The sequence below is a fragment of the Sandarakinorhabdus oryzae genome, assembly GCF_009733735.1.
Classification (GTDB): Bacteria; Pseudomonadota; Alphaproteobacteria; order Sphingomonadales; family Sphingomonadaceae; genus Sandarakinorhabdus; species Sandarakinorhabdus oryzae.
This window is the reverse complement of sequence record NZ_WNJP01000001.1, coordinates 1-24,936: the sequence shown is the minus strand read 5'-3', so window position 1 is coordinate 24,936 and position 24,936 is coordinate 1. Positions and strand designations below refer to the sequence as shown.

31 protein-coding genes are annotated in these 24,936 nt (G+C 64.5%); 6 read left to right on the top strand and 25 right to left on the bottom strand.

Annotated features, from left to right (window positions below; translation table 11 throughout):
• Window positions 1-2: 2 nt before the first annotated feature.
• From rpsH to rpsL, 20 genes are all read right to left on the bottom strand, one after another.
• Window positions 3-398: a 30S ribosomal protein S8 gene (gene rpsH, locus GJ693_RS00155; RefSeq protein ID WP_156254308.1), complete on the bottom strand. Its 396-nt coding sequence runs from the start codon at window positions 396-398 to the stop codon at window positions 3-5.
• Window positions 399-408: 10 nt separating this feature from the next.
• Complete coding sequence (rpsN, locus tag GJ693_RS00150) at window positions 409-714, bottom strand: 30S ribosomal protein S14 (protein WP_086117732.1); 306 nt, start codon at window positions 712-714, stop codon at window positions 409-411.
• A 3-nt stretch (window positions 715-717) separates the two neighbouring features.
• Complete coding sequence (rplE, locus tag GJ693_RS00145; protein ID WP_156254307.1) at window positions 718-1,296, bottom strand: 50S ribosomal protein L5; 579 nt, start codon at window positions 1,294-1,296, stop codon at window positions 718-720.
• On the bottom strand, window positions 1,289-1,609 hold the full coding sequence (gene rplX, locus GJ693_RS00140) for a 50S ribosomal protein L24 (RefSeq protein ID WP_156254306.1): 321 nt from the start codon (window positions 1,607-1,609) through the stop codon (window positions 1,289-1,291). The genes rplE and rplX overlap by 8 nt, the downstream gene beginning before the upstream one ends.
• Window positions 1,609-1,977, bottom strand: a complete 369-nt coding sequence (gene rplN / locus GJ693_RS00135) for a 50S ribosomal protein L14 (protein WP_017666969.1) — start codon at window positions 1,975-1,977, stop codon at window positions 1,609-1,611. Before rplN ends, rplX begins: the two co-directional genes overlap by 1 nt.
• A 71-nt stretch (window positions 1,978-2,048) precedes the next feature.
• Window positions 2,049-2,285: a 30S ribosomal protein S17 gene (gene rpsQ, locus GJ693_RS00130; protein WP_017666968.1), complete on the bottom strand. Its 237-nt coding sequence runs from the start codon at window positions 2,283-2,285 to the stop codon at window positions 2,049-2,051.
• Between the two features lie 3 nt (window positions 2,286-2,288).
• The gene (gene rpmC, locus GJ693_RS00125; RefSeq protein ID WP_156254305.1) at window positions 2,289-2,501 is read right to left on the bottom strand and encodes a 50S ribosomal protein L29; all 213 of its coding nucleotides are present in this window, start codon (window positions 2,499-2,501) and stop codon (window positions 2,289-2,291) included.
• A gap of 5 nt (window positions 2,502-2,506) precedes the next feature.
• Complete coding sequence (gene rplP / locus GJ693_RS00120; RefSeq protein ID WP_156254304.1) at window positions 2,507-2,935, bottom strand: 50S ribosomal protein L16; 429 nt, start codon at window positions 2,933-2,935, stop codon at window positions 2,507-2,509.
• Window positions 2,936-2,948: 13 nt separating this feature from the next.
• A complete protein-coding gene (rpsC, locus tag GJ693_RS00115; protein WP_156254303.1) occupies window positions 2,949-3,644 on the bottom strand; it encodes a 30S ribosomal protein S3 in 696 nt (231 codons plus the stop codon).
• Window positions 3,644-4,030: a 50S ribosomal protein L22 gene (gene rplV / locus GJ693_RS00110; RefSeq protein WP_156254302.1), complete on the bottom strand. Its 387-nt coding sequence runs from the start codon at window positions 4,028-4,030 to the stop codon at window positions 3,644-3,646. The genes rpsC and rplV overlap by 1 nt, the downstream gene beginning before the upstream one ends.
• Window positions 4,030-4,305, bottom strand: coding sequence for a 30S ribosomal protein S19 (rpsS, locus tag GJ693_RS00105; protein WP_156254301.1), 276 nt, complete (start codon window positions 4,303-4,305; stop codon window positions 4,030-4,032). Before rpsS ends, rplV begins: the two co-directional genes overlap by 1 nt.
• A gap of 6 nt (window positions 4,306-4,311) precedes the next feature.
• Window positions 4,312-5,154, bottom strand: a complete 843-nt coding sequence (gene rplB, locus GJ693_RS00100) for a 50S ribosomal protein L2 (RefSeq protein ID WP_156254300.1) — start codon at window positions 5,152-5,154, stop codon at window positions 4,312-4,314.
• A gap of 17 nt (window positions 5,155-5,171) precedes the next feature.
• Complete coding sequence (locus tag GJ693_RS00095) at window positions 5,172-5,471, bottom strand: 50S ribosomal protein L23 (protein ID WP_156254299.1); 300 nt, start codon at window positions 5,469-5,471, stop codon at window positions 5,172-5,174.
• A complete protein-coding gene (gene rplD / locus GJ693_RS00090) occupies window positions 5,464-6,087 on the bottom strand; it encodes a 50S ribosomal protein L4 (RefSeq protein WP_156254298.1) in 624 nt (207 codons plus the stop codon). Before rplD ends, GJ693_RS00095 begins: the two co-directional genes overlap by 8 nt.
• A gap of 2 nt (window positions 6,088-6,089) precedes the next feature.
• Window positions 6,090-6,833, bottom strand: coding sequence for a 50S ribosomal protein L3 (rplC, locus tag GJ693_RS00085; RefSeq protein WP_156254297.1), 744 nt, complete (start codon window positions 6,831-6,833; stop codon window positions 6,090-6,092).
• Window positions 6,834-6,924: 91 nt separating this feature from the next.
• Window positions 6,925-7,239: a 30S ribosomal protein S10 gene (rpsJ, locus tag GJ693_RS00080; RefSeq protein WP_017666958.1), complete on the bottom strand. Its 315-nt coding sequence runs from the start codon at window positions 7,237-7,239 to the stop codon at window positions 6,925-6,927.
• 199 nt (window positions 7,240-7,438) lie between these two features.
• Entirely contained in the window at window positions 7,439-8,629 is a 1,191-nt protein-coding gene (gene tuf, locus GJ693_RS00075; RefSeq protein ID WP_156254296.1) for an elongation factor Tu, read from the bottom strand.
• A gap of 149 nt (window positions 8,630-8,778) precedes the next feature.
• On the bottom strand, window positions 8,779-10,872 hold the full coding sequence (fusA, locus tag GJ693_RS00070; RefSeq protein WP_156254295.1) for an elongation factor G: 2,094 nt from the start codon (window positions 10,870-10,872) through the stop codon (window positions 8,779-8,781).
• 67 nt (window positions 10,873-10,939) lie between these two features.
• The gene (gene rpsG / locus GJ693_RS00065; protein ID WP_156254294.1) at window positions 10,940-11,410 is read right to left on the bottom strand and encodes a 30S ribosomal protein S7; all 471 of its coding nucleotides are present in this window, start codon (window positions 11,408-11,410) and stop codon (window positions 10,940-10,942) included.
• 14 nt (window positions 11,411-11,424) lie between these two features.
• The gene (gene rpsL / locus GJ693_RS00060) at window positions 11,425-11,796 is read right to left on the bottom strand and encodes a 30S ribosomal protein S12 (protein WP_017666954.1); all 372 of its coding nucleotides are present in this window, start codon (window positions 11,794-11,796) and stop codon (window positions 11,425-11,427) included.
• A 303-nt stretch (window positions 11,797-12,099) separates the two neighbouring features.
• On the opposite strand from rpsL, the gene GJ693_RS00055 reads away from it, so the two are divergent.
• Entirely contained in the window at window positions 12,100-12,933 is an 834-nt protein-coding gene (locus tag GJ693_RS00055) for an enoyl-CoA hydratase/isomerase family protein (protein WP_156254293.1), read from the top strand.
• Here the strand turns inward: GJ693_RS00055 and GJ693_RS00050 are convergent, their stop codons facing one another.
• From GJ693_RS00050 to GJ693_RS00040, 3 genes are all read right to left on the bottom strand, one after another.
• Complete coding sequence (locus tag GJ693_RS00050) at window positions 12,934-15,243, bottom strand: TonB-dependent receptor (RefSeq protein ID WP_235902502.1); 2,310 nt, start codon at window positions 15,241-15,243, stop codon at window positions 12,934-12,936.
• Window positions 15,244-15,496: 253 nt separating this feature from the next.
• The gene (secA, locus tag GJ693_RS00045) at window positions 15,497-18,247 is read right to left on the bottom strand and encodes a preprotein translocase subunit SecA (protein ID WP_156254291.1); all 2,751 of its coding nucleotides are present in this window, start codon (window positions 18,245-18,247) and stop codon (window positions 15,497-15,499) included.
• 43 nt (window positions 18,248-18,290) lie between these two features.
• A complete protein-coding gene (locus GJ693_RS00040; RefSeq protein WP_156254290.1) occupies window positions 18,291-18,641 on the bottom strand; it encodes a hypothetical protein in 351 nt (116 codons plus the stop codon).
• Window positions 18,642-18,759: 118 nt separating this feature from the next.
• Between GJ693_RS00040 and GJ693_RS00035 the strand changes: the two genes are divergently transcribed.
• Together GJ693_RS00035 and GJ693_RS00030 are read left to right on the top strand one after the other, a co-directional pair.
• Window positions 18,760-20,268, top strand: a complete 1,509-nt coding sequence (locus tag GJ693_RS00035; RefSeq protein ID WP_156254289.1) for a YifB family Mg chelatase-like AAA ATPase — start codon at window positions 18,760-18,762, stop codon at window positions 20,266-20,268.
• Window positions 20,269-20,335: 67 nt separating this feature from the next.
• The gene (locus GJ693_RS00030) at window positions 20,336-20,860 is read left to right on the top strand and encodes a DUF805 domain-containing protein (protein ID WP_156254288.1); all 525 of its coding nucleotides are present in this window, start codon (window positions 20,336-20,338) and stop codon (window positions 20,858-20,860) included.
• Here the strand turns inward: GJ693_RS00030 and GJ693_RS00025 are convergent.
• Window positions 20,851-22,110 carry a dicarboxylate/amino acid:cation symporter gene (locus GJ693_RS00025; RefSeq protein WP_156254287.1) on the bottom strand — a complete coding sequence of 420 codons (1,260 nt, stop codon included), beginning with the start codon at window positions 22,108-22,110 and terminating at the stop codon, window positions 20,851-20,853. The genes GJ693_RS00030 and GJ693_RS00025 overlap by 10 nt on opposite strands.
• 421 nt (window positions 22,111-22,531) lie before the next feature.
• On the opposite strand from GJ693_RS00025, the gene GJ693_RS00020 reads away from it, so the two are divergent.
• From GJ693_RS00020 to GJ693_RS00010, 3 genes are read left to right on the top strand one after another with little or no spacing between them, the layout of a single operon-like run.
• The gene (locus GJ693_RS00020) at window positions 22,532-23,806 is read left to right on the top strand and encodes a pilus assembly protein TadG-related protein (RefSeq protein WP_156254286.1); all 1,275 of its coding nucleotides are present in this window, start codon (window positions 22,532-22,534) and stop codon (window positions 23,804-23,806) included.
• A 2-nt stretch (window positions 23,807-23,808) separates the two neighbouring features.
• Window positions 23,809-24,279, top strand: coding sequence for a TadE/TadG family type IV pilus assembly protein (locus GJ693_RS00015; RefSeq protein ID WP_156254285.1), 471 nt, complete (start codon window positions 23,809-23,811; stop codon window positions 24,277-24,279).
• Window positions 24,276-24,674, top strand: a complete 399-nt coding sequence (locus GJ693_RS00010; RefSeq protein WP_156254284.1) for a TadE/TadG family type IV pilus assembly protein — start codon at window positions 24,276-24,278, stop codon at window positions 24,672-24,674. The genes GJ693_RS00015 and GJ693_RS00010 overlap by 4 nt, the downstream gene beginning before the upstream one ends.
• Window positions 24,675-24,687: 13 nt before the next feature.
• On the opposite strand, the gene GJ693_RS00005 is transcribed toward GJ693_RS00010, so the two are convergent.
• Window positions 24,688-24,936 (bottom strand): tyrosine-type recombinase/integrase (locus GJ693_RS00005; protein WP_156254283.1); only part of this gene is annotated, 249 nt, incomplete at its 5' end.

Genomic DNA, 24,936 nt, shown 5'->3' with positions numbered 1-24,936 from the left:
GGTCAGAACACCTGGCAGAGGACTTCGCCGCCCACGTTCTTCTCGCGCGCTTCCGCGTCGGAAAGAACGCCCTGGGGCGTCGAAACAATGGTGATGCCCAGGCCGTTGCGGACGCGTGGAAGCTCGGTCGAACCGCTGTAGACGCGGCGGCCGGGCTTCGACACGCGGGCAAGGTGCTGGATGGCGGGACGACCTTCGAAATATTTCAGGTCGATCCGCAGATTCTGGTGGGCGCCATCAAGCACCGGGGCATAGCCACGGATATAGCCTTCGCGCTGCAGAACATCCAGCACGCGCGCACGCAGCTTGGAAGCGGGGGTGACGATCGAATCCTTGCGGGCCTGCTGGCCGTTCCGGATCCGGGTGAGCATATCGCCCAGAGGATCAGACATCGACATCGGGCTATCCTTACCAGCTCGACTTGGTCACACCGGGAATCAGGCCCTTGTTGGCCAGTTCCCGCAGCATGACGCGCGAAAGCTTGAACTTGCGGTAATAGGCGCGCGGACGGCCGGTCAGCTCGCAGCGGTTGCGCACCCGGGTCGGGTTCGCGTTGCGCGGCAGCTCGGCCATCTTCAGGCGGGCCATCAGACGCTCCTCATCGGAACGGCTCTCGTCGTTGGCGATCGCCTTGAGCACGGCATATTTGCCGGCGTACTTCACAACCAGCGCCTTGCGACGCTCGTTCTTGTTGATCATCGAAAGCTTCGCCATGGCTCAGGCCGCCTTCTTTTCGAGGGTGTAGCCAACGAACGGGAAACCGAACAGCGCCAGCAGGGCGCGGGCTTCCTCGTCGGTCTTGGCCGTCGTGGTGACGATGATGTCCATGCCGCGGATCTTCTCGATCCGGTCATAGTTGATCTCCGGGAAGATCAGCTGTTCCTTGATACCGCAGGCATAATTGCCACGGCCATCGAACGACTTGGCGGAAAGCCCACGGAAATCCTTCACGCGCGGCAGCGCGATCGTGACGAAGCGGTCAAGGAACTCATACATGCGCTCGCGGCGCAGCGTGACCTTGCAGCCGATCGGCATGCCTTCACGCAGCTTGAACTGCGCGACCGACTTCTTGGCGCGGCAGATCACCGGCTTCTGGCCAGCGATCAGGGCCATTTCACCGGCAGCCTGCTCGACCTTCTTCTTGTCCTGGGTGGCTTCGCCGACGCCCATGTTGAGCACGATCTTCTCGATCTTCGGCACTTCCATCAGATTCTTGTAGCCAAACAGTTCCACCATCTTCGGGCGGACCGTCTCGGCATACAGGGTCTGCATGCGGGGGTTGAGCTTCTCAGCCATTGATCACGGCTCCCGACTTCTTGGCGACGCGCACCTTCTTGCCGTCGACCACGGCGAAACCGACGCGGGTCGGCTGGCCGGTCTTCGGATCCTTCAGCGCCACCTTGGCGACAGCCATCGGCGCTTCCACTTGGCTGATGCCGCCATTGGGGTTGGTCTGCGACGGCTTGTTGTGACGGGTGATCAGGTTGACGCCGGCCACCACAACCTTGCCTTCGCGCGGCAGGTTGCGGGTCACGGTGCCTTCCTTGCCCTTGTCCTTGCCGGACAGGACGATCACGGTGTCACCCTTCTTGATCTTCAGCGCACTCATCACAGCACCTCGGGAGCCAGGCTGATGATCTTCATGTGGCCCGTGGCGCGCAGTTCACGCACCACCGGCCCGAAGATACGGGTGCCGATCGGCTCTTCGTTCTTGTTGATCAGCACGGCAGCATTGCTGTCGAAGCGGATCACCGACCCGTCGGGACGACGGATATCCTTGGCGGTGCGCACGACCACAGCGCGGTGCACGTCACCCTTCTTCACCTTGCCCTTGGGCTGCGCTTCCTTCACCGACACCACGATGATGTCGCCGACGCCGGCAAAGCGGCGCTTGGAACCACCCAGGACCTTGATGCACATCACCCGCTTGGCGCCACTGTTGTCCGCCACATCGAGGTTCGTCTGCATCTGGATCATGCGTTCGATCCTTCCATTATGTCTGCCGATTCCGACCGGCAGACGGCTAAAAAATCAGCTCGAAGACCGGCTCAGCCGACCTTTTCGAGCACTTTCCACGTCTTGAGCTTGGACAGCGGGGCGCATTCTTCGATGCGCACCGTGTCACCGGCCTTGATCACATTGCCCTCGTCGTGGGCGTGATACTTCTTCGAGCGACGGATGATCTTGCCGTACACCGGGTGAGCGACCTTGCGCTCAACCAGCACGACCACCGTCTTGTCGCCCTTGTCGGACACCACGGTGCCCTGCAGAACACGCTTCGGCATGTCTTATGCTCCTGCCTGCACGGCCTTGCGGGCCGATTGCAGCGTCTTGATGCGGGCGATCGTGCGGCGCACAACACGCACACGGCCGGGCTTCTCCAGCTGGCCGGTGGCCGCCTGGAACCGCAGGTTGAACTGTTCGCGCTTCAGCTCGGAAAGCTGGGTGGCGAGTTGATCGTCGGTCGCAACCTTCAGATCGGCAAAAATCTTGTCGGCCATCGCTCTTAATCCTGAGTCGTCGGCTCGCCGAGGCGAACCACCATCTTGACCTTGATCGGCAGCTTGGCAGCCGCGCGTTCAAAGGCACCGGCGGCCACGTCGTACGGCACGCCGTCGAGTTCGAACATCACGCGGCCGGGCTTGACCCGGGCCACCCAATATTCCGGCGAACCCTTGCCCGAGCCCATGCGGACTTCGGCCGGCTTCGACGACACCGGCACGTCCGGGAACACGCGGATCCACAGGCGGCCCTGGCGCTTGATGTGACGCGAGATCGCGCGGCGGGCCGCTTCGATCTGGCGGGCGGTGATCCGCTCCGGCTCCATCGCCTTCAGGCCGAAGGCGCCGAAGTTGAGCGCGGTACCGCCCTTGGCGTCACCGTGGATACGGCCCTTGAACGCCTTGCGGAACTTGGTGCGCTTTGGTTGCAGCATCTCTTCTTACTCCTCAGCGCGCCGGACGGACGCCAGAGGTCTGGGCTTCCATCATCAGGCGGTCCTGGGCCATCGGGTCGTGGCCAAGGATTTCGCCCTTGAAGATCCAAACCTTCACGCCGCACACGCCATAGGCGGTGTGGGCCTGGTGCTCGGCATAATCGACGTTGCCGCGCAGGGTGTGCAGCGGCACACGGCCTTCGCGATACCATTCGGTGCGGGCGATTTCAGCGCCGCCCAGACGACCCGAGCAGGTGATCTTGATGCCTTCGGCGCCCAGACGCAGGGCCGACTGCACGGCGCGCTTCATGGCGCGGCGGAACGCGATACGGCGCTCCAGCTGATCGGCCACGCCGGCGGCGACGAGCTTGGCATCGATTTCCGGCTTGCGGATCTCGACGATGTTCAGGCTCACGTCGCTGCGGGTCATCTGGGCGATCTGCTTGCGCAGCTTCTCGATGTCCGCACCCTTCTTGCCGATGATCACGCCGGGGCGTGCGGCAAAGATGGAGACGCGGCACAGCTTGGCCGGACGCTCGATCACCACCTTGGAGATGGCGGCTTGGCCGTGATGCTTCAGGATGAACTCGCGGATGCGCAGGTCTTCCAGCAGCAGGTTGCCGTAATCGTCGCCCTTGGCGAACCAGCGGCTGTCCCAGGTGCGGTTGATCTGCAGGCGCAGACCGATGGGGGACGTCTTGTGACCCATTAGTTTGCTCCCTCTTCGTCGGCTTCGCGCACGACGACGCGCAGACGGCTGAACGGCTTGGTGATGGCCGAGGCGCGGCCACGCGCACGCGGCGTGAAGCGCTTCATGGTGATCGCCTTGCCAACGCTGGCTTCCTTCACGATCAGCGCGTCCACATCCAGGTTGTGGTTGTTTTCGGCATTGGCCACGGCCGACGCGAGCACCTTGCGCACATCAACCGCCATCGCCTTGCGGCTGAACTGCAGGATGTTGAGGGCTTCCGACGCCTTGCGGCCGCGGATCAGGCCGGCAACCAGGTTCAGCTTGTAGGCCGAACCGCGGATGGTGGTGGCAACGGCCAGCGCCTCACGGTCGCCAACCTTGCGGGGGGATTTGGGCTTGGACATCAGCGCTTGCCCTTCTTGTCGGCGGCGTGGCCGGGGAAGAAGCGCGTCGGCGCAAATTCACCCAGCTTCATGCCCACCATGTCTTCGTTGACCACGACGGGGATGTGCTTCTTGCCATTGTACACGTTGAAGGTGAGGCCAACGAACTGCGGCAGGATGGTGGAGCGGCGCGACCAGGTCTTGATCGGCGCGCGCGCACCGGAGCCCTGCGCGGCTTCGGCCTTCTTCAGCAGCGAGAGGTCCACGAACGGACCCTTCCAGACGGAGCGGCTCATGCGCGCTTACCTCTTCTTCTTGGCGTGGCGCGAACGGATGATCATGTGATCCGTCGCCTTGTTCGAACGGGTCTTGGCACCCTTGGTCGGCTTGCCCCACGGGGTCACCGGGTGACGACCGCCCGAGGTGCGGCCTTCACCACCGCCGTGCGGGTGGTCGACCGGGTTCTTGGCCACGCCGCGGGTGAGCGGACGATAGCCGAGCCAGCGGTTGCGGCCGGCCTTGCCGAGGTTCTGGTTGCTGTTGTCGGGGTTCGACACTGCACCCACGGTGGCCATGCACTCGGCGCGGACATAGCGCTGTTCACCGCTGTTCAGGCGGATGATCACCATGCCCTTGTCGCGGCCCACCACCTGCACGAAGGTGCCGGCGGCGCGCGCGAGTTGCCCGCCCTTGCCGGGCTTCAGCTCGACGTTGTGGACGATGGTGCCAACCGGCATCTGGCCGATTTCCATCGCGTTGCCCGGCTTCACGTCGACCTTCTTGCCGGCGATGACGCTGTCGCCGACGGCGAGGCGCTGCGGGGCAATGATATAGGCCTGGGTGCCATCCTTGTCCGCATATTTCACCAGCGCGATGAAGGCCGAGCGGTTGGGGTCATATTCCAGGCGTTCGACGGTCGCGGCGACGTCCCACAGGCGGCGCTTGAAATCGACGACGCGATACAGGCGCTTGTGACCGCCACCAATGCCGCGCGCAGTGGCGTGGCCCTTGTTGTTGCGGCCGCCGGTCTTCTTCAGACCTTCGGTGAGCGCCTTGACCGGACGACCCTTGTGCAGGGCGGAGCGGTCGATCAGCACCAGGCCACGCGTGCCGGGGCTGGTCGGGTTGAAATTCTTGAGTGCCATGGTTCTGGTCCCTGCCCTCAGATGCTGGTGGTCACGTCGATGCGGTCGCCATCGGCAACCGTCACCACGGCCTTCTTCACATCAGACCGGCGATATTCCTGGCCGCGCCAGCGCTTGGTCTTGCCCTTGGCCACCATGGTGTTCACGGCCAGCACCTTGACGCCATACAGCGCTTCGACGGCGGCCTTGATCTGCGGCTTGGTGGCGTCCTTGGCGACCTGGAAGACGACCTGGTTGAATTCGCTCACCAGGGTCGACTTCTCGGTGATCACCGGCTTCACGACAATGTCGTAGTGCTTGAGATCGATGTTAGCCATTGACCCGGGCCTCCAGAGCCGAAACGGCAGCGCGGGTCAGGACCAGCGTGTCGTGCTTGAGAATGTCATAGACGTTGGCGCCGATGGCCGGCAGCACGTCGATGTGGGGCACGTTGGCCGAAGCGCGGGCGAAACCGACATCAACCGAGGCACCGTCGATGAACAGGCCCGAGGTGATGCCGAGCGCACCCATCGAGGCCAGGAACGCCTTGGTCTTGGCTTCGCCAAGGTTCAGGTCTTCCACCACGATCAGCTTGCCTTCCTGGGCCTTCACGCTGAGCGCGGTGGCGAGGCCGAGACGGCGGATCTTCTTGTTCAGCGACGGATCGAAATCACGCACGCGCGGGCCATGGGCCTTGCCGCCGCCGATGAACTGCGGCGCAGCGCGGTTGCCGTGACGGGCACGACCGCCGCCCTTCTGGTTGCCCAGCTTCTTGCCGGTGCGGGCGACTTCGCTGCGTTCACGCGCCTTGCGGGCGGTGCCGCGACGCTTTTCCAGCTGCCAGGTCACGACGCGGTGCAGGATGTCGAGGCGCGGTTCCTTGCCGAACACGGCTTCAGACAGCTCGATCTCGCCAGCGTCGGCTGCGGCCAGGGTCTTCACCTGAACCTTCATGATCAAGCCTCCGTGGTTTCGTCGGCAGCCGGAGCGGCATCGGCCACTTCAGCAACGACGTTGGTGTTGGCAGCCACCTTGACGGCGGCCGGATACGGGGCGTCGGCGTTGCGGGCCACCTTGACGGCGTCCTTCACGAGCAGCCAGCCGCCCTTCGAGCCGGGCACCGAGCCCATCACGAAGATCAGGCCGCGCTCGACGTCGGTCGACACGATTTCCAGGTTCTGCTGTGTGCGCTGCTTGGCACCCATGTGCCCGGCCATCTTCTTGCCCTTGAACACCTTGCCCGGATCCTGGCGCTGGCCAGTCGAGCCGTGCGAGCGGTGCGAGACCGAGACGCCGTGGGTGGCGCGCAGACCGCCGAAGTTCCAGCGCTTCATGACGCCGGCAAAGCCCTTGCCCTGGGTGATGCCGGTGACATCAACCAGCTGGCCCGGCACGAAATGATCGGCGGAAATGGTGGCACCCGGTTCCAGCACGGCGTCAGCCGCCACGCGGAACTCCGCCACCTTGGCCTTGGGCTCCACTTCGGCCTTGCCGAAATGGCCGCGTTCCGGCTTCGTGGTGTTCTTGGCCTTCTTCGCGCCAGCGCCAAGCTGGACGGCGGTGTAGCCATCGGTCTCGTCGGTCTTCACCGCGACGACCTGGTTGTTCTCGAGGGAGAGCACGGTCACCGGAACATGCCGGCCGTCGTCGCGGAAAATCCGCGTCATCCCCATTTTCTTCGCGATCACGCCTGTGCGCATGATCTGTTCCTTTCATCAGAGGCCCCATCCGGTGTTGCCGGGGGAGGGGCGTGACCCTTCCAAAGTCGCTCCGCGTATTTGGTCGGGACGGTTACTTGCCGAGTTTGATTTCCACGTCCACGCCGGCGGCCAGATCGAGCTTCATCAGCGCGTCCACCGTCTGCGGGGTCGGGTCAACAATGTCGAGGAGGCGCTTGTAGGTGCGCACCTCGAACTGTTCACGGCTCTTCTTGTCGACGTGCGGCGAGCGGTTCACGGTGAACTTCTCGAAGCGCGTCGGCAGCGGAATCGGGCCACGAATGGCAGCGCCGGTCCGCTTGGCGGTGTCGGCGATCTCACCGGTGGCCAGATCGAGCACACGATGGTCAAAAGCCTTCAGGCGAATGCGGATGTTCTGAGCGTCCATGGCACCAATCTTGTCAAACAGCGTTCATTCAAAAAAAGCGGACCGACACATCCCCGAATGTGAGGTCGGGGTTGCACCGGCCGCTTCAGAATAACTGCCCCTGGGTTTAAAGCCGCGGGGCCCGGCTTCCGTCATCGGCGCTGCGTTTCCGCGCGCTGACGAATCAGGGCCGCTCCCCTAGGGAAGCGGCCCTTTACACTCACTTGATGATCGAAGCAACCACGCCGGCGCCGACGGTACGGCCGCCTTCGCGGATGGCGAAGCGCAGGCCCTGGTCCATGGCGATCGGAGCGATCAGCTTGACCTTGAGCTGCACGTTATCGCCCGGCATCACCATCTCGGTGCCTTCCGGCAGCTCAACGGTGCCGGTGACGTCGGTGGTGCGGAAGTAGAACTGCGGGCGGTAGTTGGCGAAGAACGGCGTGTGACGGCCACCTTCGTCCTTCGACAGCACGTAGACTTCGGCGGTGAACTCGGTGTGCGGCTTGATCGAGCCGGGCTTGCAGAGCACCTGGCCGCGCTCGACTTCTTCACGGCCCACGCCGCGCAGCAGGGCGCCGATGTTGTCGCCAGCCTGGCCCTGATCGAGCAGCTTGCGGAACATTTCAACGCCGGTGCAGACGGTCTTGCGGGTGTCGTGGATGCCGACGATTTCCAGTTCTTCGCCAACCTTGACGATGCCGGTTTCGACGCGGCCGGTGACGACGGTGCCACGGCCCGAGATCGAGAACACGTCTTCGATCGGCATCAGGAACGGCTTGTCCAGCGGACGCTCCGGCTGCGGGATGTAGCTGTCGACGTTGCGCATCAGCTCCAGCACGGCTTCGCGGCCGATCTTGTCGTTCTTGCCTTCCAGGGCGCACAGGGCCGAACCCTTGATGATCGGAATGTCATCGCCCGGGAAATCATACTTCGACAGGAGTTCGCGGATTTCCAGTTCGACCAGCTCGAGGATTTCCTCGTCGTCGACCATGTCCACCTTGTTCATGAACACGACCATGGCCGGCACGCCGACCTGCTTGGCGAGCAGGATGTGCTCACGGGTCTGCGGCATCGGACCGTCGGTGGCGGACACGACCAGGATCGCGCCGTCCATCTGCGCGGCGCCGGTGATCATGTTCTTCACATAGTCGGCGTGGCCCGGGCAGTCGACGTGGGCATAGTGACGGTCGGCAGTTTCATACTCGACGTGGGCGGTCGAGATGGTGATGCCGCGCTCACGCTCTTCCGGCGCCTTGTCGATCTGGTCGTAGGCGGTGAAGGTGGCGCCACCGGTTTCGGCCAGCACCTTGGTGATGGCAGCGGTCAGCGAGGTCTTGCCATGGTCGACGTGACCGATGGTCCCGATGTTGCAGTGCGGCTTGTTCCGCTCGAACTTGGCTTTGGCCATGGCCCTTACCTTCTTCCTTGATCAACGAGTGATGGGTTCAACTTGGTTCCGGCAAAGCCCGTGGGGCGCCGCCGGTGCGGTGGTTTCAGCGGGGAAGCGCCGAATCAGCGCACCTTGAGGCGCGCTGACTAGCCGGCTTTCCCGAAAAATCAAGCCAGCTTGAGCTTGATTTCCTCGGCCACGTTCGACGGCACTTCGTCATAGTGGCTGAACTGCATGGTGTACTGGGCACGACCCTGCGACATCGAGCGCAGGTTGTTCACATACCCGAACATGTTGGCCAGCGGCACCATGGCATCGATCACCTGCGCGTTGCCGCGGGTGTCGGTGCCCTGGATCTGGCCACGGCGGCTATTGAGGTCGCCGATGACGTCGCCCAGATAATCTTCCGGCGTCACCACCTCGACCTTCATGATCGGCTCGAGGATCTTGATGCCGGCCTTGTCCGCCGCTTCGCGCATGGCGCCGCGGCCGGTGATTTCGAAGGCCAGGGCCGACGAGTCGACGTCGTGATAGGCGCCGTCATACAGCGTCGCCTTGAAGTCGATCAGCGGGAAGCCGATCAGGTGGCCCGACGACGCGACTTCACGGATGCCCTTTTCGACAGCCGGGATATATTCGCGCGGCACGTTGCCGCCCTTCACTTCATCGATGAACAGCACGCCCGAGCCACGCTCGCCCGGCTCCACCGTGATCTTGACGCGGCCGAACTGGCCGGAGCCGCCCGACTGCTTCTTGTGGGTGTAATCGACATCGACCTTGCGGGCGAGCGATTCACGATAGGCCACCTGCGGCGCGCCCACATTGGCTTCCACCTTGAACTCGCGCTTCATGCGATCGACGAGGATTTCGAGATGGAGTTCGCCCATGCCCTTGATGATGGTCTGCCCGCTCTCGTTGTCCGAAGACACGCGGAACGACGGATCTTCCTGGGCCAGGCGGTTGAGCGCGATGCCCATCTTTTCCTGGTCGGCCTTGGTCTTGGGTTCCACGGCGACTTCGATGACGGGTTCCGGGAATTCCATGCGCTCCAGGATCACCGGCTTCAGCGTCGAGCACAGCGTGTCACCGGTGGTGACATCCTTGAGGCCGACCAGCGCGACGATGTCGCCGGCCATGGCTTCCTTGATGTCTTCGCGGTTGTTGGCGTGCATCAGCAGCATGCGGCCGATCTTCTCGCGCTTGTCCTTCACGGAGTTCAGCACGGTCGAGGCGGCTTCCAGCTTGCCCGAATAGATGCGGGCAAAGGTCAGCGTGCCGACGAACGGATCGGTCATGATCTTGAAGGCCAGCGCGGCGAACGGCTCGTTGTCGTCGGCCTTGCGGGTTTCTTCTTCTTCCTTGGGGTTGATGCCAACCACCGGCGGAATGTCGAGCGGGCTCGGCAGATAGTCGATGACGGCATCGAGCAGCGGCTGCACGCCCTTGTTCTTGAACGCCGAACCGCACAGCACCGGCACGAAGTCGAACGCCAGCGTGCCCTTGCGGATCAGCTTCTTCAGCGTGGCGACATCCGGCTCATTGCCTTCCAGATAGGCTTCCATCGCCTCGTCGTCCTGTTCGACGGCGATCTCGATCAGCTCGGAACGGGCGGCGGCGGCGGCGTCCTTCAGTTCGTCCGGAATCGGCTTGTATTCGAACTTGGCGCCCAGGCTTTCTTCCAGCCAGATGATGGCGCGGTTCTCGACCAGGTCGACGAGGCCGACGAAATCGCTTTCGAGGCCAATCGGCAGATAGAGGACGGCCGGGCGGGCACCCAGGCGATCCTTGATCATCTGCACGCAGCGTTCGAAGTTGGCACCGGTGCGGTCCAGCTTGTTGACGAAGCACATGCGCGGCACGCGATACTTGTCGGCCTGGCGCCAGACGGTTTCGGACTGCGGCTCGACACCGGCGACGCCGTCGAAGCAGGTGATGGCACCGTCGAGCACGCGCAGCGAACGCTCGACTTCGATGGTGAAGTCGACGTGTCCGGGGGTGTCGATGATGTTGATGCGATGCTCTTCGCCCTTGCCGTCCTGGGCGCGCCAGAAGCACGTCGTGGCGGCCGACGTGATGGTGATGCCGCGCTCCTGCTCCTGCTCCATCCAGTCCATGGTGGCGGTGCCTTCGTGCACTTCGCCAATCTTGTAGGACTTGCCGGTGTAATAGAGGATGCGCTCGGTCGTGGTCGTCTTGCCGGCATCGATGTGGGCCATGATGCCGATGTTGCGATAACGCTCAAGCGGGTGGGAGCGGGGCATGGGGAAGAGCCTCAATCAATAGGAGAACAAGCGGGCCGGCACCACGAGGGCACCGGCCCGGATCGGATTACCAGCGGTAGTGCGAGAAGGCGCGGTTGGCTTCCGCCATCCGGTGGGTGTCTTCACGCTTCTTCACGGCCGAACCGCGGTTGGACGCGGCATCGAGCAGTTCCGCCGACAGGCGGGCCGCCATGGTGTGCTCGGCGCGCTTGCGGGCGGCCGAGATGATCCAGCGGATGGCCAGGGCCTGGCCACGATCGGGACGGACTTCCACCGGCACCTGGTAGGTGGCACCGCCGACGCGGCGGCTGCGCACTTCGATGCCCGGGCGCACGTTGGCGAGCGCATCGTGGAACACGCCCAGCGGTTCGCGGCGGCTCTTGGCCTCGATGGTTTCCAGCGCGGAATAGACGATCTTTTCAGCGACCGACTTCTTGCCCTGCAGCATGACGAGGTTCATGAATTTCGACAGCACCTGATCGCCGAACTTGGGATCCGGCAGGATGACGCGCTTTTCGGGGCGACGACGACGTGACATGATCTATATCCCCCTTACTTCGGACGCTTGGCGCCGTACTTCGAACGGCTCTGCTTGCGGTTCTTCACACCCTGCGTGTCGAGCACACCGCGAACGATGTGATAGCGCACGCCGGGAAGATCCTTCACGCGGCCGCCGCGAATCAGCACGACCGAGTGTTCCTGCAGATTGTGGCCTTCACCCGGGATGTAACCGATGACTTCAAAGCCATTGGTCAGACGGATCTTGGCCACCTTGCGGAGCGCCGAGTTCGGCTTCTTGGGGGTGGTGGTGTAAACGCGGGTGCACACGCCACGCTTCTGCGGGTTGGCCTCCATGGCCGGCACCTTGTTGCGCGCCTTCTGCGGCGTGCGACCCTTGCGGATCAACTGGTTGATCGTTGGCATCGTCTCTCTTCTTCGCTTCGACCGGGGCCCCCATGGCCCGCGGCCTACTCCAGACCTGCCCCGTTGAAGCGCCCTTCAGAAAAAGCGCATCACATAAGTGCGAAAGGCCCCCCGATATCGGAAGGCCGTTCGCACACGGTGCCGTCTGTCGTATCCCCCGAGCCAGTGTTGCCACCGGTCAGGGATGCGCGCCTTTAGCGGCAAAGGGGGTTGGGGTCAACATGAAGCGCAGCCCCAGTGGCGCCTTCGCGATAGGCCCGGCGCCGCTTGTGCGCTACGCTTCCTGCCGAGGGGAGAATGACCATGGCCTATGACAGCTACAGCCTGATCCGTGTCACGCAGGAGGGGCCGCTGGTCACCGCGGTGGTCAGCAACCCGCCGATCAACATCATCACCATGGCGCTGTTTGGCGAACTGGCGCGGCTGGCGGCCGAGCTGGAGGCCGACCCGTCAGTGCTGGTGTTCGTGTTGAAGAGCGCCGACCCGGATTTCTTCCTGGCCCATTTCGATGTCGAAGCGCTGATTGCGCTGGCCGATGCGCCCGAACCGCCCACCGAAGCGTCCAACGCCTATCACGCGATGTGCCACGCGTTTCGCACCATGGACAAGGTGACGATTGCCCAGATCGAAGGTCGCGTGGGCGGCGGCGGGGCCGAATTGTCGATGAACTTCGACATGCGCTTCGGCGTGATTGGCAAGACCATCATCAACCAGATGGAGGTGCCAATCGGTATATTGCCCGGCGGAACCGGCACCCAGAATCTGCCGCGCCTGGTCGGCCGGGCGCGGGCGATGGAGATCATCCTGGGCGGCATCGATGTCGATGCCCTCACCGCCGAGCGCTGGGGCTGGCTCAACCGCGCGCTGCCGGCCGATCAGATTGACGCCTTTGTGGACGCGCTGGCCCGCCGCATCGCCAGCTTCCCGCCAGAGGCCGTGCGGCTGGCCAAGCAATCGGTGGACAATGCCGCGCTGCCGATTGCCGAAGGCTGCGCCGCGGAAGCCGCCCTGTTCCAGCAACTGCTGTTCAGCGATCCCGCCCGTGCCGCCATGCGCCGCTTCATGGCGCTGGGCGGCCAGACCCGCGAGGGCGAATTGCGGGTGGCCGATATCAGCGCGGCGGTGGCCGGCGGCTGATCAGAAGCGTTTCCCGAGCGTCACGCCGAAGGTGCGCGGGTCGCCGGGCTGGCCGACCACCAGGCCAGAGCCGCCGGGCGCGGCGCTGAGGAAATCAAAATAGTTGCGGTCAAAGGCGTTGCGCACCCAGGCCGAGACGCTGAAGCCGCTGTCGGACTGCCAGCCGAGCTGGGCATTGACCAGGGCATAGCCGGCGACGTTCAAATAGGCTGATGGCGTCGGGCTGGAGGAGAAGCCGGAGCGGGCATAGACGTCCAGCCCCGCCTGCACCCGCCCCGGCGCGCCGAACAGCGCCAGCGGCGGATGCAGGTTCAGGCTTGCCGCGCCCGTCCAACGCGACACGCCTGGCAGGCGCTGGCCGGAAATATCCACCACCTGCGGGCCCCCTGTCAGCTCAAGCGGCGCCGGCGCGTCGGGGAAGCGCCGGTAGGTGCCGTCAAGATAGGTTCCGCTCAGCCGCACATCGATCACGTCAGAGAGGCGGGCCGAGACTTCGGCCTCCACCCCCTGCACGCGCACGGCCGCCGCATTGGCGAGATAGCCGCGCAGCACGCCGATCTGGGCGTTGACGACATTGGTCTGATAATCGGCAATATCGGTGCGGAAGGCAGCGAAGTTGAGGGTGACGGAACGGCTGAAGAACTGGCTCTTCAGCCCGATCTCGTAGTGATTGATCCGTTCGGGCCGCACGGTCGTGGCCCCCAGCAGTGGTGCGCCGGCGGCATCGGTGGGCAGCCCACCCAGGTTGACGCCGCCCGGTTTGAAGCTGCGGGCATAGGTGGCATAGGCCAGCACATCGTCAGCCAGTTCATAGCTGGCGGTGGCATCGCCCGAGACGTTGAAATCGGAAAAGCGCGCCTGATAGGCTTGGGCGGCCAATATGCTGTTCTTGCGTGCGATCAGCACCGGATCGTTGGTGGCGAGGCCGCCGGTCACGGTGGCGGCATAGTCGGCATCCTTGCGGTCCCAGTTCAGGCGCAGGCCGCCTTGCAGTTTCAGCCTCGGGCTCAGCTGCCACTGCAGCTGGCCAAAGCCGGCCAGGCTGTCGTTGGTGTAATCGACCCGCACGGTCTGCCTGAGGCCATCGAGCAGCGCCGGATCAGTGCCCGGCCCCAGCAGCCACAGCGCGGCGGCGCGGCCCTGTTCCTGCACCGGATCGTTGCGGATGGTCTGGCGATAGGCGAACAGGCCGGCGACCAGGGTGAGCGGGCCATTGCCGGACGAGGTCCAGCGCAGTTCCTGGGTATATTGGCGCTGGCGCGAGAAATTGGCCGAGATGGTGGTGATCGGCAGCGCGGTGAAATCGCGGTCGTTTGATGGGTACCAGTTCCAGTAACGCCAGGCCGTGATCGCGGTGAGCGTGCCGGCGCCGAGATCGACGGCCAGGGTGGCGCTGGCGCCGCCGAAATATTGCCTGGCCTCGAGAGGGCTGTCGTTGTCGATCAGCCGATCAAACGGATCGAGGCTGGGCGGCGCATAGCCCGAGGCGGCGGCCAGCGCTGCGAACTGCCGGTTGGCGGCGCGGCGCGTGGGCGCCACCCGCACATAGACCTGGGCGCAGCAATCGGGATTCTGGCGATTGTCGTCGGCGGCGAGCGTGACCGTGACGCGATCACTGGCCTTCCACAGCAGGCTGGCGCGGAACCCCAGATTGTCGAGCTGGTTGGAGTCAGCACCGGTGCGGACATTGCGCAGCGTGCCTTCGCGGCTGGTGTAGGACACGGCCGCCCGCAGCGCCAACCGGTCAGTCAGCGGCCCCGAGACCGAGCCGCGCAATTGCTGGAAGCCGAGATTGCCGATCGTGGCCTCGACCCGCCCCTCCGGCGTGAAGCTCGGCGCGCAGGTGGTGATGTTCACCGATCCGGCCGTGGTGTTCTTGCCATAGAGCGTGCCCTGCGGGCCGCGCAGCACCTCGATGCGTTCGATATCGACGAAATCGAACGAGGCCGCGGCCGGCCGGCTGTAATAGACGCCGTCGATGAAGAGGCCAACGCCCTGTTCGATGCCATCGTTGGTGAGGCCGAACGGCGCCCCCAGGCCACGGATGATGATGGCGGCGTTGCGCGGGTTGGAGGCGTAGAAATTGACCGAGGGCAGCAATTGCACGCTGCGGTTGAGGTTGAAGACGCCGGCAAGATCGAGCTTGTCGGCCTGCAGCGCCGTCACCGCCACCGGCACGTCCTGCAGGCGTTCCGTGCGCCGCCGGGCGGTCACCACGATGTCGGCATCGGCCGGGGTGGCAGTGGCCGCGTCATCAGCCTCCAATTCGTCGGCCAGGGCCGGCGTCGCCGTCAACAACAGACCTGACACCAAGATTGCCCGCACCATTACCTCCCGCCGATCTGACTGGAGACGAGCTTATTCCTACTCGTTAACTAGGCAATTGGAGCCGGACTTGGGCATGGGAAAGCCGCGCTTTTCAACAAAGTGGCTTGCGCGCGGCCGCGACTCCGCCGCGTTCTCGGCCCGTCGTTCCAATCGCACCGCTCGCCGCCAGCGCCCCACCAACAGCGCGGCGCTGACAGCCCGGCGCCTTACAGCGCGGCGCTTGTTGTCCGGCGCGTTACAACGCGCCGTGGCAGTGCTTGAACTTCTTGCCGCTGCCGCACGGGCATTCGGCATTGCGGCTCACCGTCTGGCGCCATTCCTCCACGTCAGTGGGGTCGATGTCGATCATCTCGGCCGCGCTCTGGGCGGCGGCAAGCATGCCGGCCGGCAGCGCCGAGCCGAACGCGTCAAAGCTCATCGTCGGGCCCGCCTCGTTCTGGCCGGTGGCCGGATCGATATGGGTGGTGATGAACGGCGGCAGCTCCTGCGGCGGTTCATCCGCCTGCATCTGGAACTGGGCATTGGCCAGCATCCGCGTCACGTCCTCGCGCACCGCCTGCAGCATGCGCTCAAACAGGGCGAAGGCCTCGCGCTTGTATTCGTTGATCGGCGTCTTCTGGGCATAGGCGCGCAGATGGATGACCGAGCGCAGCGAATCCAGCGTCGCCAGATGCTCCTTCCAGTGATGGTCGAGCGCCTGCAGCAGGAAGCTCTTCTCGATGCTGATCCAGGTGTCTTCGGGTAGCTGCGCGGCCTTGGCGGCGATCAGCGCGTCCGACGCTTCGATCAGGCGATCGACGACGATTTCCGGATCGATGGCGGCTTCCTGCGGCCAGGCCGTCACGTCGATGGCGAGGCCAAGCGTGCCGCTCACATCCTCCTGCAGCCCGGCGATATCCCATTGTTCCGGATAGCTGCCGAGTGGGCAGCGATTGGCGACGATGGCGTTCACCGTCTCGTGGCGCATGTCGATCACGACATCGCCGACGGTTTCCGAGTCCATGATGTCGGAGCGCTGTTCATAGACGACCTTGCGCTGGTCGTTCATGACGTCGTCATACTGCAGCAGCTGCTTGCGCACGTCGTAGTTGCGCGCCTCCACCTTCTTCTGCGCCGTCTCGATCGCCTTGGAGATCCAGGGGTGGATGATCGCCTCCCCTTCTTCCAGGCCGGAGTTCATCAGGCGCGACAGCATGTTCTGCTGGCCGAAGATGCGCAGCAGATCGTCGTCGAGGCTGAGGTAGAAGCGCGACAGGCCCGGGTCCCCCTGGCGGCCCGAACGGCCGCGCAGCTGGTTGTCGATACGGCGGCTTTCGTGGCGCTCGGTGCCCAGCACGAACAGGCCGCCATTGGCCTTCACCTGCTCGCGCTCGGCATTCACCTCGGCCTTGATCTTGGCTTCGGCGGCGTCGCGCTCCGGCCCTGGCGGCATGTCGGCCAGCTCGCGGGTGATGCGGGCTTCCTCGTTGCCGCCCAGCTTGATGTCGGTGCCGCGGCCGGCCATGTTGGTGGCGATGGTGACGGCGCCGATGCGGCCGGCCTGCTCGACGATGGCGGCTTCCTGCTCGTGGTAGCGCGCGTTGAGCACGACATGCTCGACGCCTTCGGTCTTCAGGAACTCCGACAGCAGTTCGCTCTTCTCGATCGACACCGTGCCGACCAGCACCGGCTGGCCGCGCTCCTGCGCGCCGCGGATCGCCTTGACGATGGCCTTATATTTGTCGTCGCTGTTCTTGTAGAATTCGTCGTCGACATCCTTGCGCAGCACCGGCACGTTGGTCGGGATTTCCACCACGTTCAGCTTGTAGATGTCGTAGAATTCGGCGGCTTCGGTGTTGGCGGTGCCGGTCATGCCGCCCAGCTTGGGATACATGCGGAAATAATTCTGGAAGGTGATGCTGGCCAGCGTCTGGTTTTCCGGCTGGATGGTCACGCCTTCCTTGGCTTCCACTGCCTGGTGCAGGCCTTCCGACCAGCGGCGGCCATCCATCATGCGGCCGGTGAATTCATCGATGATGATCACCTTGTCGTCACGCACGATATAGTCGGTGTCGCGGCGGAAGATCACGATGGCGCGCAGGGCCTGGTTCAGGTGGTGGACAACCTGCGTGTTCTCGAAATCATAGAGATTCTCGCCCTCCAGCAGGCCGGCGGCGGACAGCATGCGCTCCACCTTCTCGGTGCCGGCTTCGGTGAGGATCACCGAGCGCTGCTTCTCGTCAACCTCGACATCCTCGCGCTCCAGTTCCTTCACCACGGCGTTGACCTGGGTGTAGAGCTGCGACTTGTCGTCGGTGGGGCCGGAGATGATCAGCGGCGTGCGGGCTTCGTCGATCAGGACGCTATCGACCTCATCGACCACGGCGAAATTGAACGGCCGCTGCACCATCTGCTCGCGCGTGTACTTCATGTTGTCGCGCAGATAATCGAAGCCGAATTCATTGTTGGTGCCGTAGGTGATGTCGCACGCATAGGCTTGGCGGCGCGTCTGGTCATCGAGGTTGGGCACGATCACGCCGACGCTCAGCCCCAGGAAGCGATAGACCTGGCCCATCCACTGCGCATCGCGGCTGGCGAGATAATCGTTCACCGTCACGACGTGGACGCCCTTGCCGGTCAGCGCGTTCAGATACACCGCAAGCGTCGCCACCAGCGTCTTGCCTTCGCCGGTGCGCATTTCGGCGATCTCGCCCCGGTGCAGCACGATGCCGCCGATCAGCTGCACATCATAATGGCGCTGGCCCAGCGTGCGCCGGGCGGCCTCGCGCACGGTGGCGAAGGCTTCCGGCAGGACATCATCAAGGCTCTTGCCGGCTTCGAGCTCGGCCTTGAGCTTGGGGGTCTGCGCCTGCAACTGCTCGTCGGTCAGCGCACTGATCGTGGCTTCCAGATCGTTGATGCGCTTGATGATCGGCCGCAGCGACTTCAGATAGCGATCATTCGACGACCCGAAAATCGCCTTCGCGACCTTGTTCAACCCGAGCATGAAATTCCTGACCTGACTGGGGGCGCGCGACGGGGCAGGCCCATCACGGCATCGTGGGCGATGTAGGGTCAGTCGCCGTATTCGTCAATGAAGCGGCCGGCGCATCAGCGCGCGCCCGGCCCCGCGCGCGGTTGCGGCCCCGCATCAGCCCGATGTCCACCGCCCGGCGCACGCGCGGATGGTGGCGGGTATAGAAGAGATAGCGCCGCCGCGCCCAGCGCGAGTTGCGGAGCACCAGCGCCACCCCGGCCCCGAAGATGACGATGCCGATCGGCGCCGGCGAAATCAGCCCGACGATGAAGGCAACAGGCATCAAGAGGATGCCCAGGATGATCTGGAACACCCGGAAGGGTTCGGAACGAACCAACAGGTCAAGGAAGCTTGGCCGACTCACGATAGGAACCCGTTACGGCCATCCTGTGGCAATCGTAAGGCGGCGTTGCACCGCATCGTCAAAGATTCTACCAAACCGGTTCAGGGTCAGTTGCTTCCACTCGCGAGGGAGTTGGTTGATGGTGGCCCATGTCGGCACGGTGGCCTTTCTGGGCCTCGAAGCCCGCAGCGTAGACGTCCAGGTGCAGATATCCGCAGGGCCGGTGACATTTGTTACCGTGGGCCTGCCCGACAAGGCGGTGAAGGAAAGCCGCGAACGGGTGGCCGCCGCGCTGCACGCCATCGGCCTGTCGCTGCCGCCGCGCCGGGTGGTGGTGAACCTGTCGCCGGCCGATCTGCCCAAGGAAGGCTCCCACTATGATCTGCCGATCGCGCTCGGGTTGCTGGCCGCAATGGGCGTGATCCCGCAGGACGCGCTCGATGATTTCGTTGCGGTCGGCGAGTTGGGCCTGGATGGCGCGATTGCGCCGGTGCCGGGCGTGCTGCTCGCCGCGCTGCACGCCGCCGCTCACGAACAGGGGCTGATCTGCCCGGCCGTGCAGGGCCCGGAAGCGGCCTGGGCCGGCGAGGTGCAGGTGCTGGCGGCACCCGACCTGCTCGCCCTGATCAATCATCTGAAGGGCCAGATCATCCTGGCCGCGCCGCAACGCGCCGAAGCCGAGCCGACCCGGCGCGGGCCGGATTTTGCCGACATCAAGGGCCAGGAGACACCGAAGCGCGTCGCCGAAATCGCCGCGGCCGGCGGCCATAATCTGCTGATGAGCGGACCTCCCGGTTCGGGCAAGTCGCTGCTGGCTGCCGCATTGGCCGGCATCTTGCCCGATCTCACCCCGGCCGAGGCGCTGGAAGTCTCGATGGTTGCCTCCATCGCCGGCGAGCTTGAGGGCGGCAAGCTGAAACGCAGCCGGCCGTTCCGCTCGCCGCACCATTCGGCTTCGATGCCGGCGCTGGTCGGTGGCGGCATGAGAGCGCGGCCGGGGGAAGTGTCACTCGCCCATCTTGGCGTGCTGTTCCTCGACGAGCTGCCGGAATTTCAGCGCGGCGTGCTCGACAGCCTGCGCCAGCCGCTGGAAACCGGCCAGGTGCAGGTGGCACGCGCCGCGGCGCACGTGACCTACCCGGCGCGCGTCCAGCTGGTCGCGGCGATGAACCCCTGCCGCTGCGGGCATCTGGCGGATCCGGGCCTGGCCTGTGCGCGCGCCCCGCGCTGCGCGGCGGATTACCAGTCGAAACTGTCCGGGCCGCTGCTTGACCGCATTGATCTCCACATCGAGGTGCCGGCGCTGTCAGCCGCCGATCTGACCTTGCCGCCACCGGCCGAGAACAGCGCGCAGGTGGCGGCCCGCGTGGCCGCCGCTCGTGCCCGGCAGACCGCGCGCTATGCCGGCACCGCCACACGCATGAATGCCGAAGCCGATGGCGAGACGCTGACGGCCCACGCAACGCCCGATGCTGAGGGCCAGCGCCTGCTCACCCAGGCCGCCGACACGCTGCGCCTGTCAGCGCGCGGCTATGCCCGCGTGCTCCGGGTGTCGCGCACCATCGCCGATCTGGCGGGCAGCGAGACCGTCGCCCGCGTCCATGTTGCCGAGGCCTTGAGTTATCGTCGCCGGCCACCGGTCAATTAAAGCAGCCAATCTTGCGGAAATGACAATTGTCATTCACTCTCCTGATTGAAGTCCGGGGAGAGGTTCAATGATCACGCGGTCGCCTGTGCAATGGATGCTGCTGCCGGTGCAGCGTTATGCGCAATTTTCCGGCCGGGCACCGCGTGCCGAATATTGGTGGTTCGTGCTGTTTTCGATTCTGGTCGGCATCCCGGTCGGAATGATCGACGCAATCATGGGCATACAACTGGCAGGGCCGCTGCTTTCGCTTGGCCTGCTGCTGCCCAGCCTGGCGGTGAGCGTGCGCCGTCTGCACGATCTGGACCGCACCGGCTGGTGGGTGCTGGCGCCGCTGTTGATCATCCTGCCCACCATCGCCATCGCCGCCGTGATGGGCGCCGGCGGGGCCATTGCCGGCCTGCTGGGCAGCGGCGAGGCCGCCGGTGCCGGCGCTGGCGGCGCGATGATTGTGCTGGGCGTCGGCCTGCTGGCCGGCGGCATCATCTCCATCGTGATGCTGATCTGGTATTGCTCGCGCGGCACGGCGGGCGACAACCGCTATGGCCCCGATCCGCTGGCCGAAGCGGCCAACCCGACGCTCTATTACAGCTGAGCTTCAGCCGGCGCCTGCCCGGCATCCCACTTGGCGATCACCGCCGTTGCCACCGCGTTGCCGATGACATTGGTGGCGCTGCGGCCCATGTCGAGGAAATGGTCCACGGCCAGGATCAGCAGCAGGCCGGCTTCCGGGATGTTGAAATAGGGCAAGGTCGCGGCGATGACGACCAGGCTGGCGCGCGGCACGCCGGCGATGCCTTTCGACGTGATCATCAACAGGCCCAGCATCGCCAGTTCCTGCCCCAGGGACAGGTCGATGCCATAGGCCTGGGCGATGAAGATGCTGGCAAAGGCGCAATACATCATCGAGCCATCAAGATTGAAGCTGTAGCCCAGCGGCAGCACGAACGAAGCGATGCGGTTGGGCACGCCAAAGCGCTCCATCGCCGCCAGCAGCTTGGGATAGGCCGCTTCCGATGAGGCGGTGGCGAAAGTGATCAGGAACGGCTCGCGGATTTCGGGGATCAGGCGGCGGACTTCGCCAAAGCCCAGCACCGCGCTGCCGGCGCCCAGCAGGAACACCCACAGCATGGCCAACGCCAGGTAGAAACCGCCGACGAACTTGCCGAAGGTGATAAGGATGCCGAGGCCTTCCACTGCGATGGAACTGGCAATGGCGGCAAACACCGCGAACGGCGCCACCTTCATCACATAGCCGGTGATCACCAACATCATGTGCATGATGGCATCAAGGCCGTCGTTGATGACCTTGGCCTTCTCCCCCATGTGGATCAGCGCGACGCCGGCAAACAGGCTGAACACCACGATCTGCAGCACTTCGTTGGTGGCCATCGCCTCGATGATCGACTTGGGGAAGATGTGGCCGATGAAGTCCTTCAGGTTGAAGGCCTTGTTGGCCACGCCCGAGGCGGCAGCGGCATCGGGCAGCGGCAGGCCGACCCCGACGCCGGGGGCCAGCAGGTTGACCATCAATATGCCCAGGCCAAGGCTGAACACGCTGGCGGCGATGAACCAGGCCAGGGTGCGCACGAAGGTGCGGCCGACCGCGCTGCCCGAGCCCATGTGCGCGATGCCAACGGTGAGCGTCGCCAGCACCAGCGGCGCGATGATCATCTTGATCAGCCGCAGGAACACATCGGTGATGATCGACAGAGTGCCGGCGATCGCCTTGGCCTGATCCGGCGCAACATTGGCGTTGATCGCCCAGCCGACGCCAAGACCGGCGACAAGGCCAACGAGGATCCAGCGAGTGAGCGAGTTTGTGCCAGAAGCGGAAACAGTCATCGCCGTCTGACTTCGGGCAGCGTCTTGGCCCCGTCAAGCCGGAAAGCGCACGCGAAGCAGGGTATCAGCCCGCATGACGGGCGCCCGTTGGCCGCCGTGATGATGGCGGTGATTGGCGCCGCCGGTCTGCCCGCATCCAGCCCGCGCCTGGCCGGCATGCAAAGCTTCTGACAAGCCGGTTTGCCAAATCGCGAATCATTTCCCCATTGGAACAAGTTACAATCTGCAGTGATTCTGCCAGAGTCGCAGCGCGATCCAGCAAAGAAATGGTAAACGAAAGGTTAAAATTCCGGCCTTTACCTTGACAATCACTGTTGAAGCGGCAAAGCAGATGCCAATTTACGCAAAATTGACTCATTATCTGATATCAGGCGCATTGATGAGCGCCAGTTTGGTGGCGTAACAACGAGGCGTGGGCGTAATGGGTGGCTTTTCTGTACGCCGGCTGCGGTCAAGCCGGCAGGGCAATGTGGTGACGTTGACAGCGTTGATGATGCCGATCCTGATCGGCACCGCTGGTCTCGCCAGTGACACTATTCAGTGGACGCTGACCAAGCGCATGATGCAGCGCGCGGCGGATTCGGGCGCAATTGCCGGCGCCTATCAGCTGAGCCAGTCCAGCAGCACCGATGTGGTAAAAGCGGCCGTCACGACCGACATCAACCGCAACGCAGGCTTCAGCATGACCGTCGCACCGGTCATCAACACGCCGGCCACCTATGGCAGCTACCGCGATGCCAGTTCCGCGGTGGAAGTGACCCTGGCGACCGATGCGCGGCTGCCCTTCACCAGCATGATCATGCGCGGCCCGGTGCGGATCAGCGCGCGCGCCGTGGCCGAAGTCGTCGGCAATGGCGATTATTGCGTGCTGGCGCTGGAGAAGACCAACACCACCGGCATTTCCATGAACGGCAACGCCACGGTGAACCTGGGTTGCGGCATGATGAGCAATGCGCCCAGCACCGCCAGCGTCACCGCCGGCGGCAGCAGCCAGATCACCGCCAGCCCGGTGGCGGCGGTGGGCAATGTGCCGGCCAGCAACAATTATGGGCCCGGCACCATCCGTCAGGAATATGCGCTGCCGCTGCGTGATCCTTTCCGCAACCTGCCTGATCCCAATATCTCGGCCAATGGCAGCGCCCTCAGCGTCAATCCGCAGCAAACCCGCTCATACACGTCGAACTTTACCACGGGCACCGTTTACAACAGTGTCGACATCAAGGGCGTGGCGAACTTCGGCCCCGGCATCTATTACATCACCGGCAACATGAGCGTGAACAGCGGGGCGACGATCAATGCCGACGGCGCCGTGTTCATCCTGACCGCCAGGAATGCCGCCAGCAACACGGGCAGCATCGCCACGGTGACGATCAATGGTGGCGCCAACGTGAACATGACGGCGCCGACGACGGCGCAGAGCAGCACCTATGCCGGCCTCCTCTTCTATCAGGACCGCCGCGCCACCAACATGGCGACCAATAAGATCAACGGTAACAGCGGCAGCAAGCTGCAGGGCGCGTTCTATTTCCCGGCGCAGCAGCTGCAGATGAACGGCACCGCCGGCATGGACACGAAGTGCGTCCAGATCGTGGCCCGCCAGGTTGACTGGGTGGGCAATACCGCGATCAACAATGTCTGCCCGCCGGCATCGGGCGCGTCGTCCTTCAAGGGCACGCAGATCAAGCTGGTGGCCTGACGATGAGGCGCGCTCTCACCCGTTTGGGCCGCAGCCGGCGCGGCGGCGCCGCCGCCGAAATGGCGTTGATTGCCCCGGTGCTGGGCAGCCTGTTGTTTGTTGGCATGGATCTGGCGCTCGCCTTTTGGCAGAAACTGCAGCTGGAACAGGCCGCCCAGCGCGGCGTGGAACTGGCGGTGGCGCCCGGCACCACCACCACCAACGGTGATTACAGCTATCTCTCCACCGAAGTGCAGACGGCCTATGGCAAGCCGGTCAAATCGGTCACTGTGACGAACTGGCTGGAATGCAATGGCGTGCGCCAGGCCAGCTGGAGCAGCTTCTGTCCGGCCGGGCAGACATTTGCCCGCTATGTTTCGGTGCAGGTGCAGGCTGATTATGTCCCCTGGTACAGCTTCGGCGGTGTCATGAAAGGCACGGGCTCGAACGGCGCCTATGTGTTGACCGGCGATGCGGCGGTGCGGCTGCAATGATTCGCCTGCTCCGCCACTTTGCCCGCAACCGCAGTGGGGCCACGGCCGCCGAATTTTCGCTGGTGGTCCCGGTGTTCCTGGCGTTCGTGATGGTCTTCTTCGGGATCGGTTTCGTGTTCTGGGCCAATGCCGGCCTGCGCAATGCCGTGGGCGAAGGGGCAAGGGTGGCCACGCTGTTTCCGCTGCGCGACGATACAACCATCATCAACACCATCAAGAGCAACAGTTTCGGCCTGAATGGCATGATGGGCACGCCCACGCTCACCACCGGTACGGCCAATGGCCAGGCCTATGTGGACATCACGGTGACGGCGAATCCGAGGTTCAACCTCTACTTCTTCACGGTTTCGCCCATCACCCTCACCGAACAGCGCCGGGTGTATCGCCCCTCCTGATGGCTTCGCGCCGTTATCCGGCGCGGGGATGCGCCGCCGCCCAGGCATCGAGCAGCTGCCCCGCATCGACCTTGGTATAGATCTGCGTTGACGACAGGCTGGCGTGGCCGAGCAGTTCCTGCAGCTGCCTGAGGTCGGCCCCGCGCGCCAGCAGGTGAGTGGCGAAACTGTGCCTGAGCGCATGTGGCGTGGCGCTGGCCGGCAGCCCCATCGCGGCGCGCGCCGCCTGCACCGCGCGGCGCACCGTGCCGGGATCGAGCGC

What these genes read in the sequence shown, in the direction of transcription:
- rplP (WP_156254304.1), bottom strand. Translation starts at nt 2,935, where the DNA reads ATGCTGCAACCAAAGCGCACCAAGTTCCGCAAGGCGTTCAAGGGCCGT.
- secA (WP_156254291.1), bottom strand. Translation starts at nt 18,247, where the DNA reads ATGCTCGGGTTGAACAAGGTCGCGAAGGCGATTTTCGGGTCGTCGAAT.
- tuf (WP_156254296.1), bottom strand. Translation starts at nt 8,629, where the DNA reads ATGGCCAAAGCCAAGTTCGAGCGGAACAAGCCGCACTGCAACATCGGG.
- rpsL (WP_017666954.1), bottom strand. Translation starts at nt 11,796, where the DNA reads ATGCCAACGATCAACCAGTTGATCCGCAAGGGTCGCACGCCGCAGAAG.
- rplN (WP_017666969.1), bottom strand. Translation starts at nt 1,977, where the DNA reads ATGATCCAGATGCAGACGAACCTCGATGTGGCGGACAACAGTGGCGCC.
- GJ693_RS00055 (WP_156254293.1), top strand. Translation starts at nt 12,100, where the DNA reads ATGGCCTATGACAGCTACAGCCTGATCCGTGTCACGCAGGAGGGGCCG.
- rpsJ (WP_017666958.1), bottom strand. Translation starts at nt 7,239, where the DNA reads ATGGACGCTCAGAACATCCGCATTCGCCTGAAGGCTTTTGACCATCGT.
- rpsG (WP_156254294.1), bottom strand. Translation starts at nt 11,410, where the DNA reads ATGTCACGTCGTCGTCGCCCCGAAAAGCGCGTCATCCTGCCGGATCCC.
- rpsN (WP_086117732.1), bottom strand. Translation starts at nt 714, where the DNA reads ATGGCGAAGCTTTCGATGATCAACAAGAACGAGCGTCGCAAGGCGCTG.
- rpsC (WP_156254303.1), bottom strand. Translation starts at nt 3,644, where the DNA reads ATGGGTCACAAGACGTCCCCCATCGGTCTGCGCCTGCAGATCAACCGC.
- GJ693_RS00095 (WP_156254299.1), bottom strand. Translation starts at nt 5,471, where the DNA reads ATGGCTAACATCGATCTCAAGCACTACGACATTGTCGTGAAGCCGGTG.
- GJ693_RS00015 (WP_156254285.1), top strand. Translation starts at nt 23,809, where the DNA reads ATGAGGCGCGCTCTCACCCGTTTGGGCCGCAGCCGGCGCGGCGGCGCC.
- GJ693_RS00030 (WP_156254288.1), top strand. Translation starts at nt 20,336, where the DNA reads ATGATCACGCGGTCGCCTGTGCAATGGATGCTGCTGCCGGTGCAGCGT.
- rplB (WP_156254300.1), bottom strand. Translation starts at nt 5,154, where the DNA reads ATGGCACTCAAGAATTTCAACCCGACCAGCCCCGGCACGCGTGGCCTG.
- fusA (WP_156254295.1), bottom strand. Translation starts at nt 10,872, where the DNA reads ATGCCCCGCTCCCACCCGCTTGAGCGTTATCGCAACATCGGCATCATG.
- rpsQ (WP_017666968.1), bottom strand. Translation starts at nt 2,285, where the DNA reads ATGCCGAAGCGTGTTCTGCAGGGCACCGTGGTGTCCGACAAGGGCGAC.
- GJ693_RS00035 (WP_156254289.1), top strand. Translation starts at nt 18,760, where the DNA reads ATGGTGGCCCATGTCGGCACGGTGGCCTTTCTGGGCCTCGAAGCCCGC.
- GJ693_RS00020 (WP_156254286.1), top strand. Translation starts at nt 22,532, where the DNA reads ATGGGTGGCTTTTCTGTACGCCGGCTGCGGTCAAGCCGGCAGGGCAAT.
- rplX (WP_156254306.1), bottom strand. Translation starts at nt 1,609, where the DNA reads ATGAGTGCGCTGAAGATCAAGAAGGGTGACACCGTGATCGTCCTGTCC.
- rplD (WP_156254298.1), bottom strand. Translation starts at nt 6,087, where the DNA reads ATGAAGGTTCAGGTGAAGACCCTGGCCGCAGCCGACGCTGGCGAGATC.
- rpmC (WP_156254305.1), bottom strand. Translation starts at nt 2,501, where the DNA reads ATGGCCGACAAGATTTTTGCCGATCTGAAGGTTGCGACCGACGATCAA.
- rplV (WP_156254302.1), bottom strand. Translation starts at nt 4,030, where the DNA reads ATGTCCAAGCCCAAATCCCCCCGCAAGGTTGGCGACCGTGAGGCGCTG.
- GJ693_RS00025 (WP_156254287.1), bottom strand. Translation starts at nt 22,110, where the DNA reads ATGACTGTTTCCGCTTCTGGCACAAACTCGCTCACTCGCTGGATCCTC.
- rpsH (WP_156254308.1), bottom strand. Translation starts at nt 398, where the DNA reads ATGTCGATGTCTGATCCTCTGGGCGATATGCTCACCCGGATCCGGAAC.
- rpsS (WP_156254301.1), bottom strand. Translation starts at nt 4,305, where the DNA reads ATGAGCCGCTCCGTCTGGAAGGGTCCGTTCGTGGACCTCTCGCTGCTG.
- GJ693_RS00010 (WP_156254284.1), top strand. Translation starts at nt 24,276, where the DNA reads ATGATTCGCCTGCTCCGCCACTTTGCCCGCAACCGCAGTGGGGCCACG.
- rplC (WP_156254297.1), bottom strand. Translation starts at nt 6,833, where the DNA reads ATGCGCACAGGCGTGATCGCGAAGAAAATGGGGATGACGCGGATTTTC.
- rplE (WP_156254307.1), bottom strand. Translation starts at nt 1,296, where the DNA reads ATGGCTGAGAAGCTCAACCCCCGCATGCAGACCCTGTATGCCGAGACG.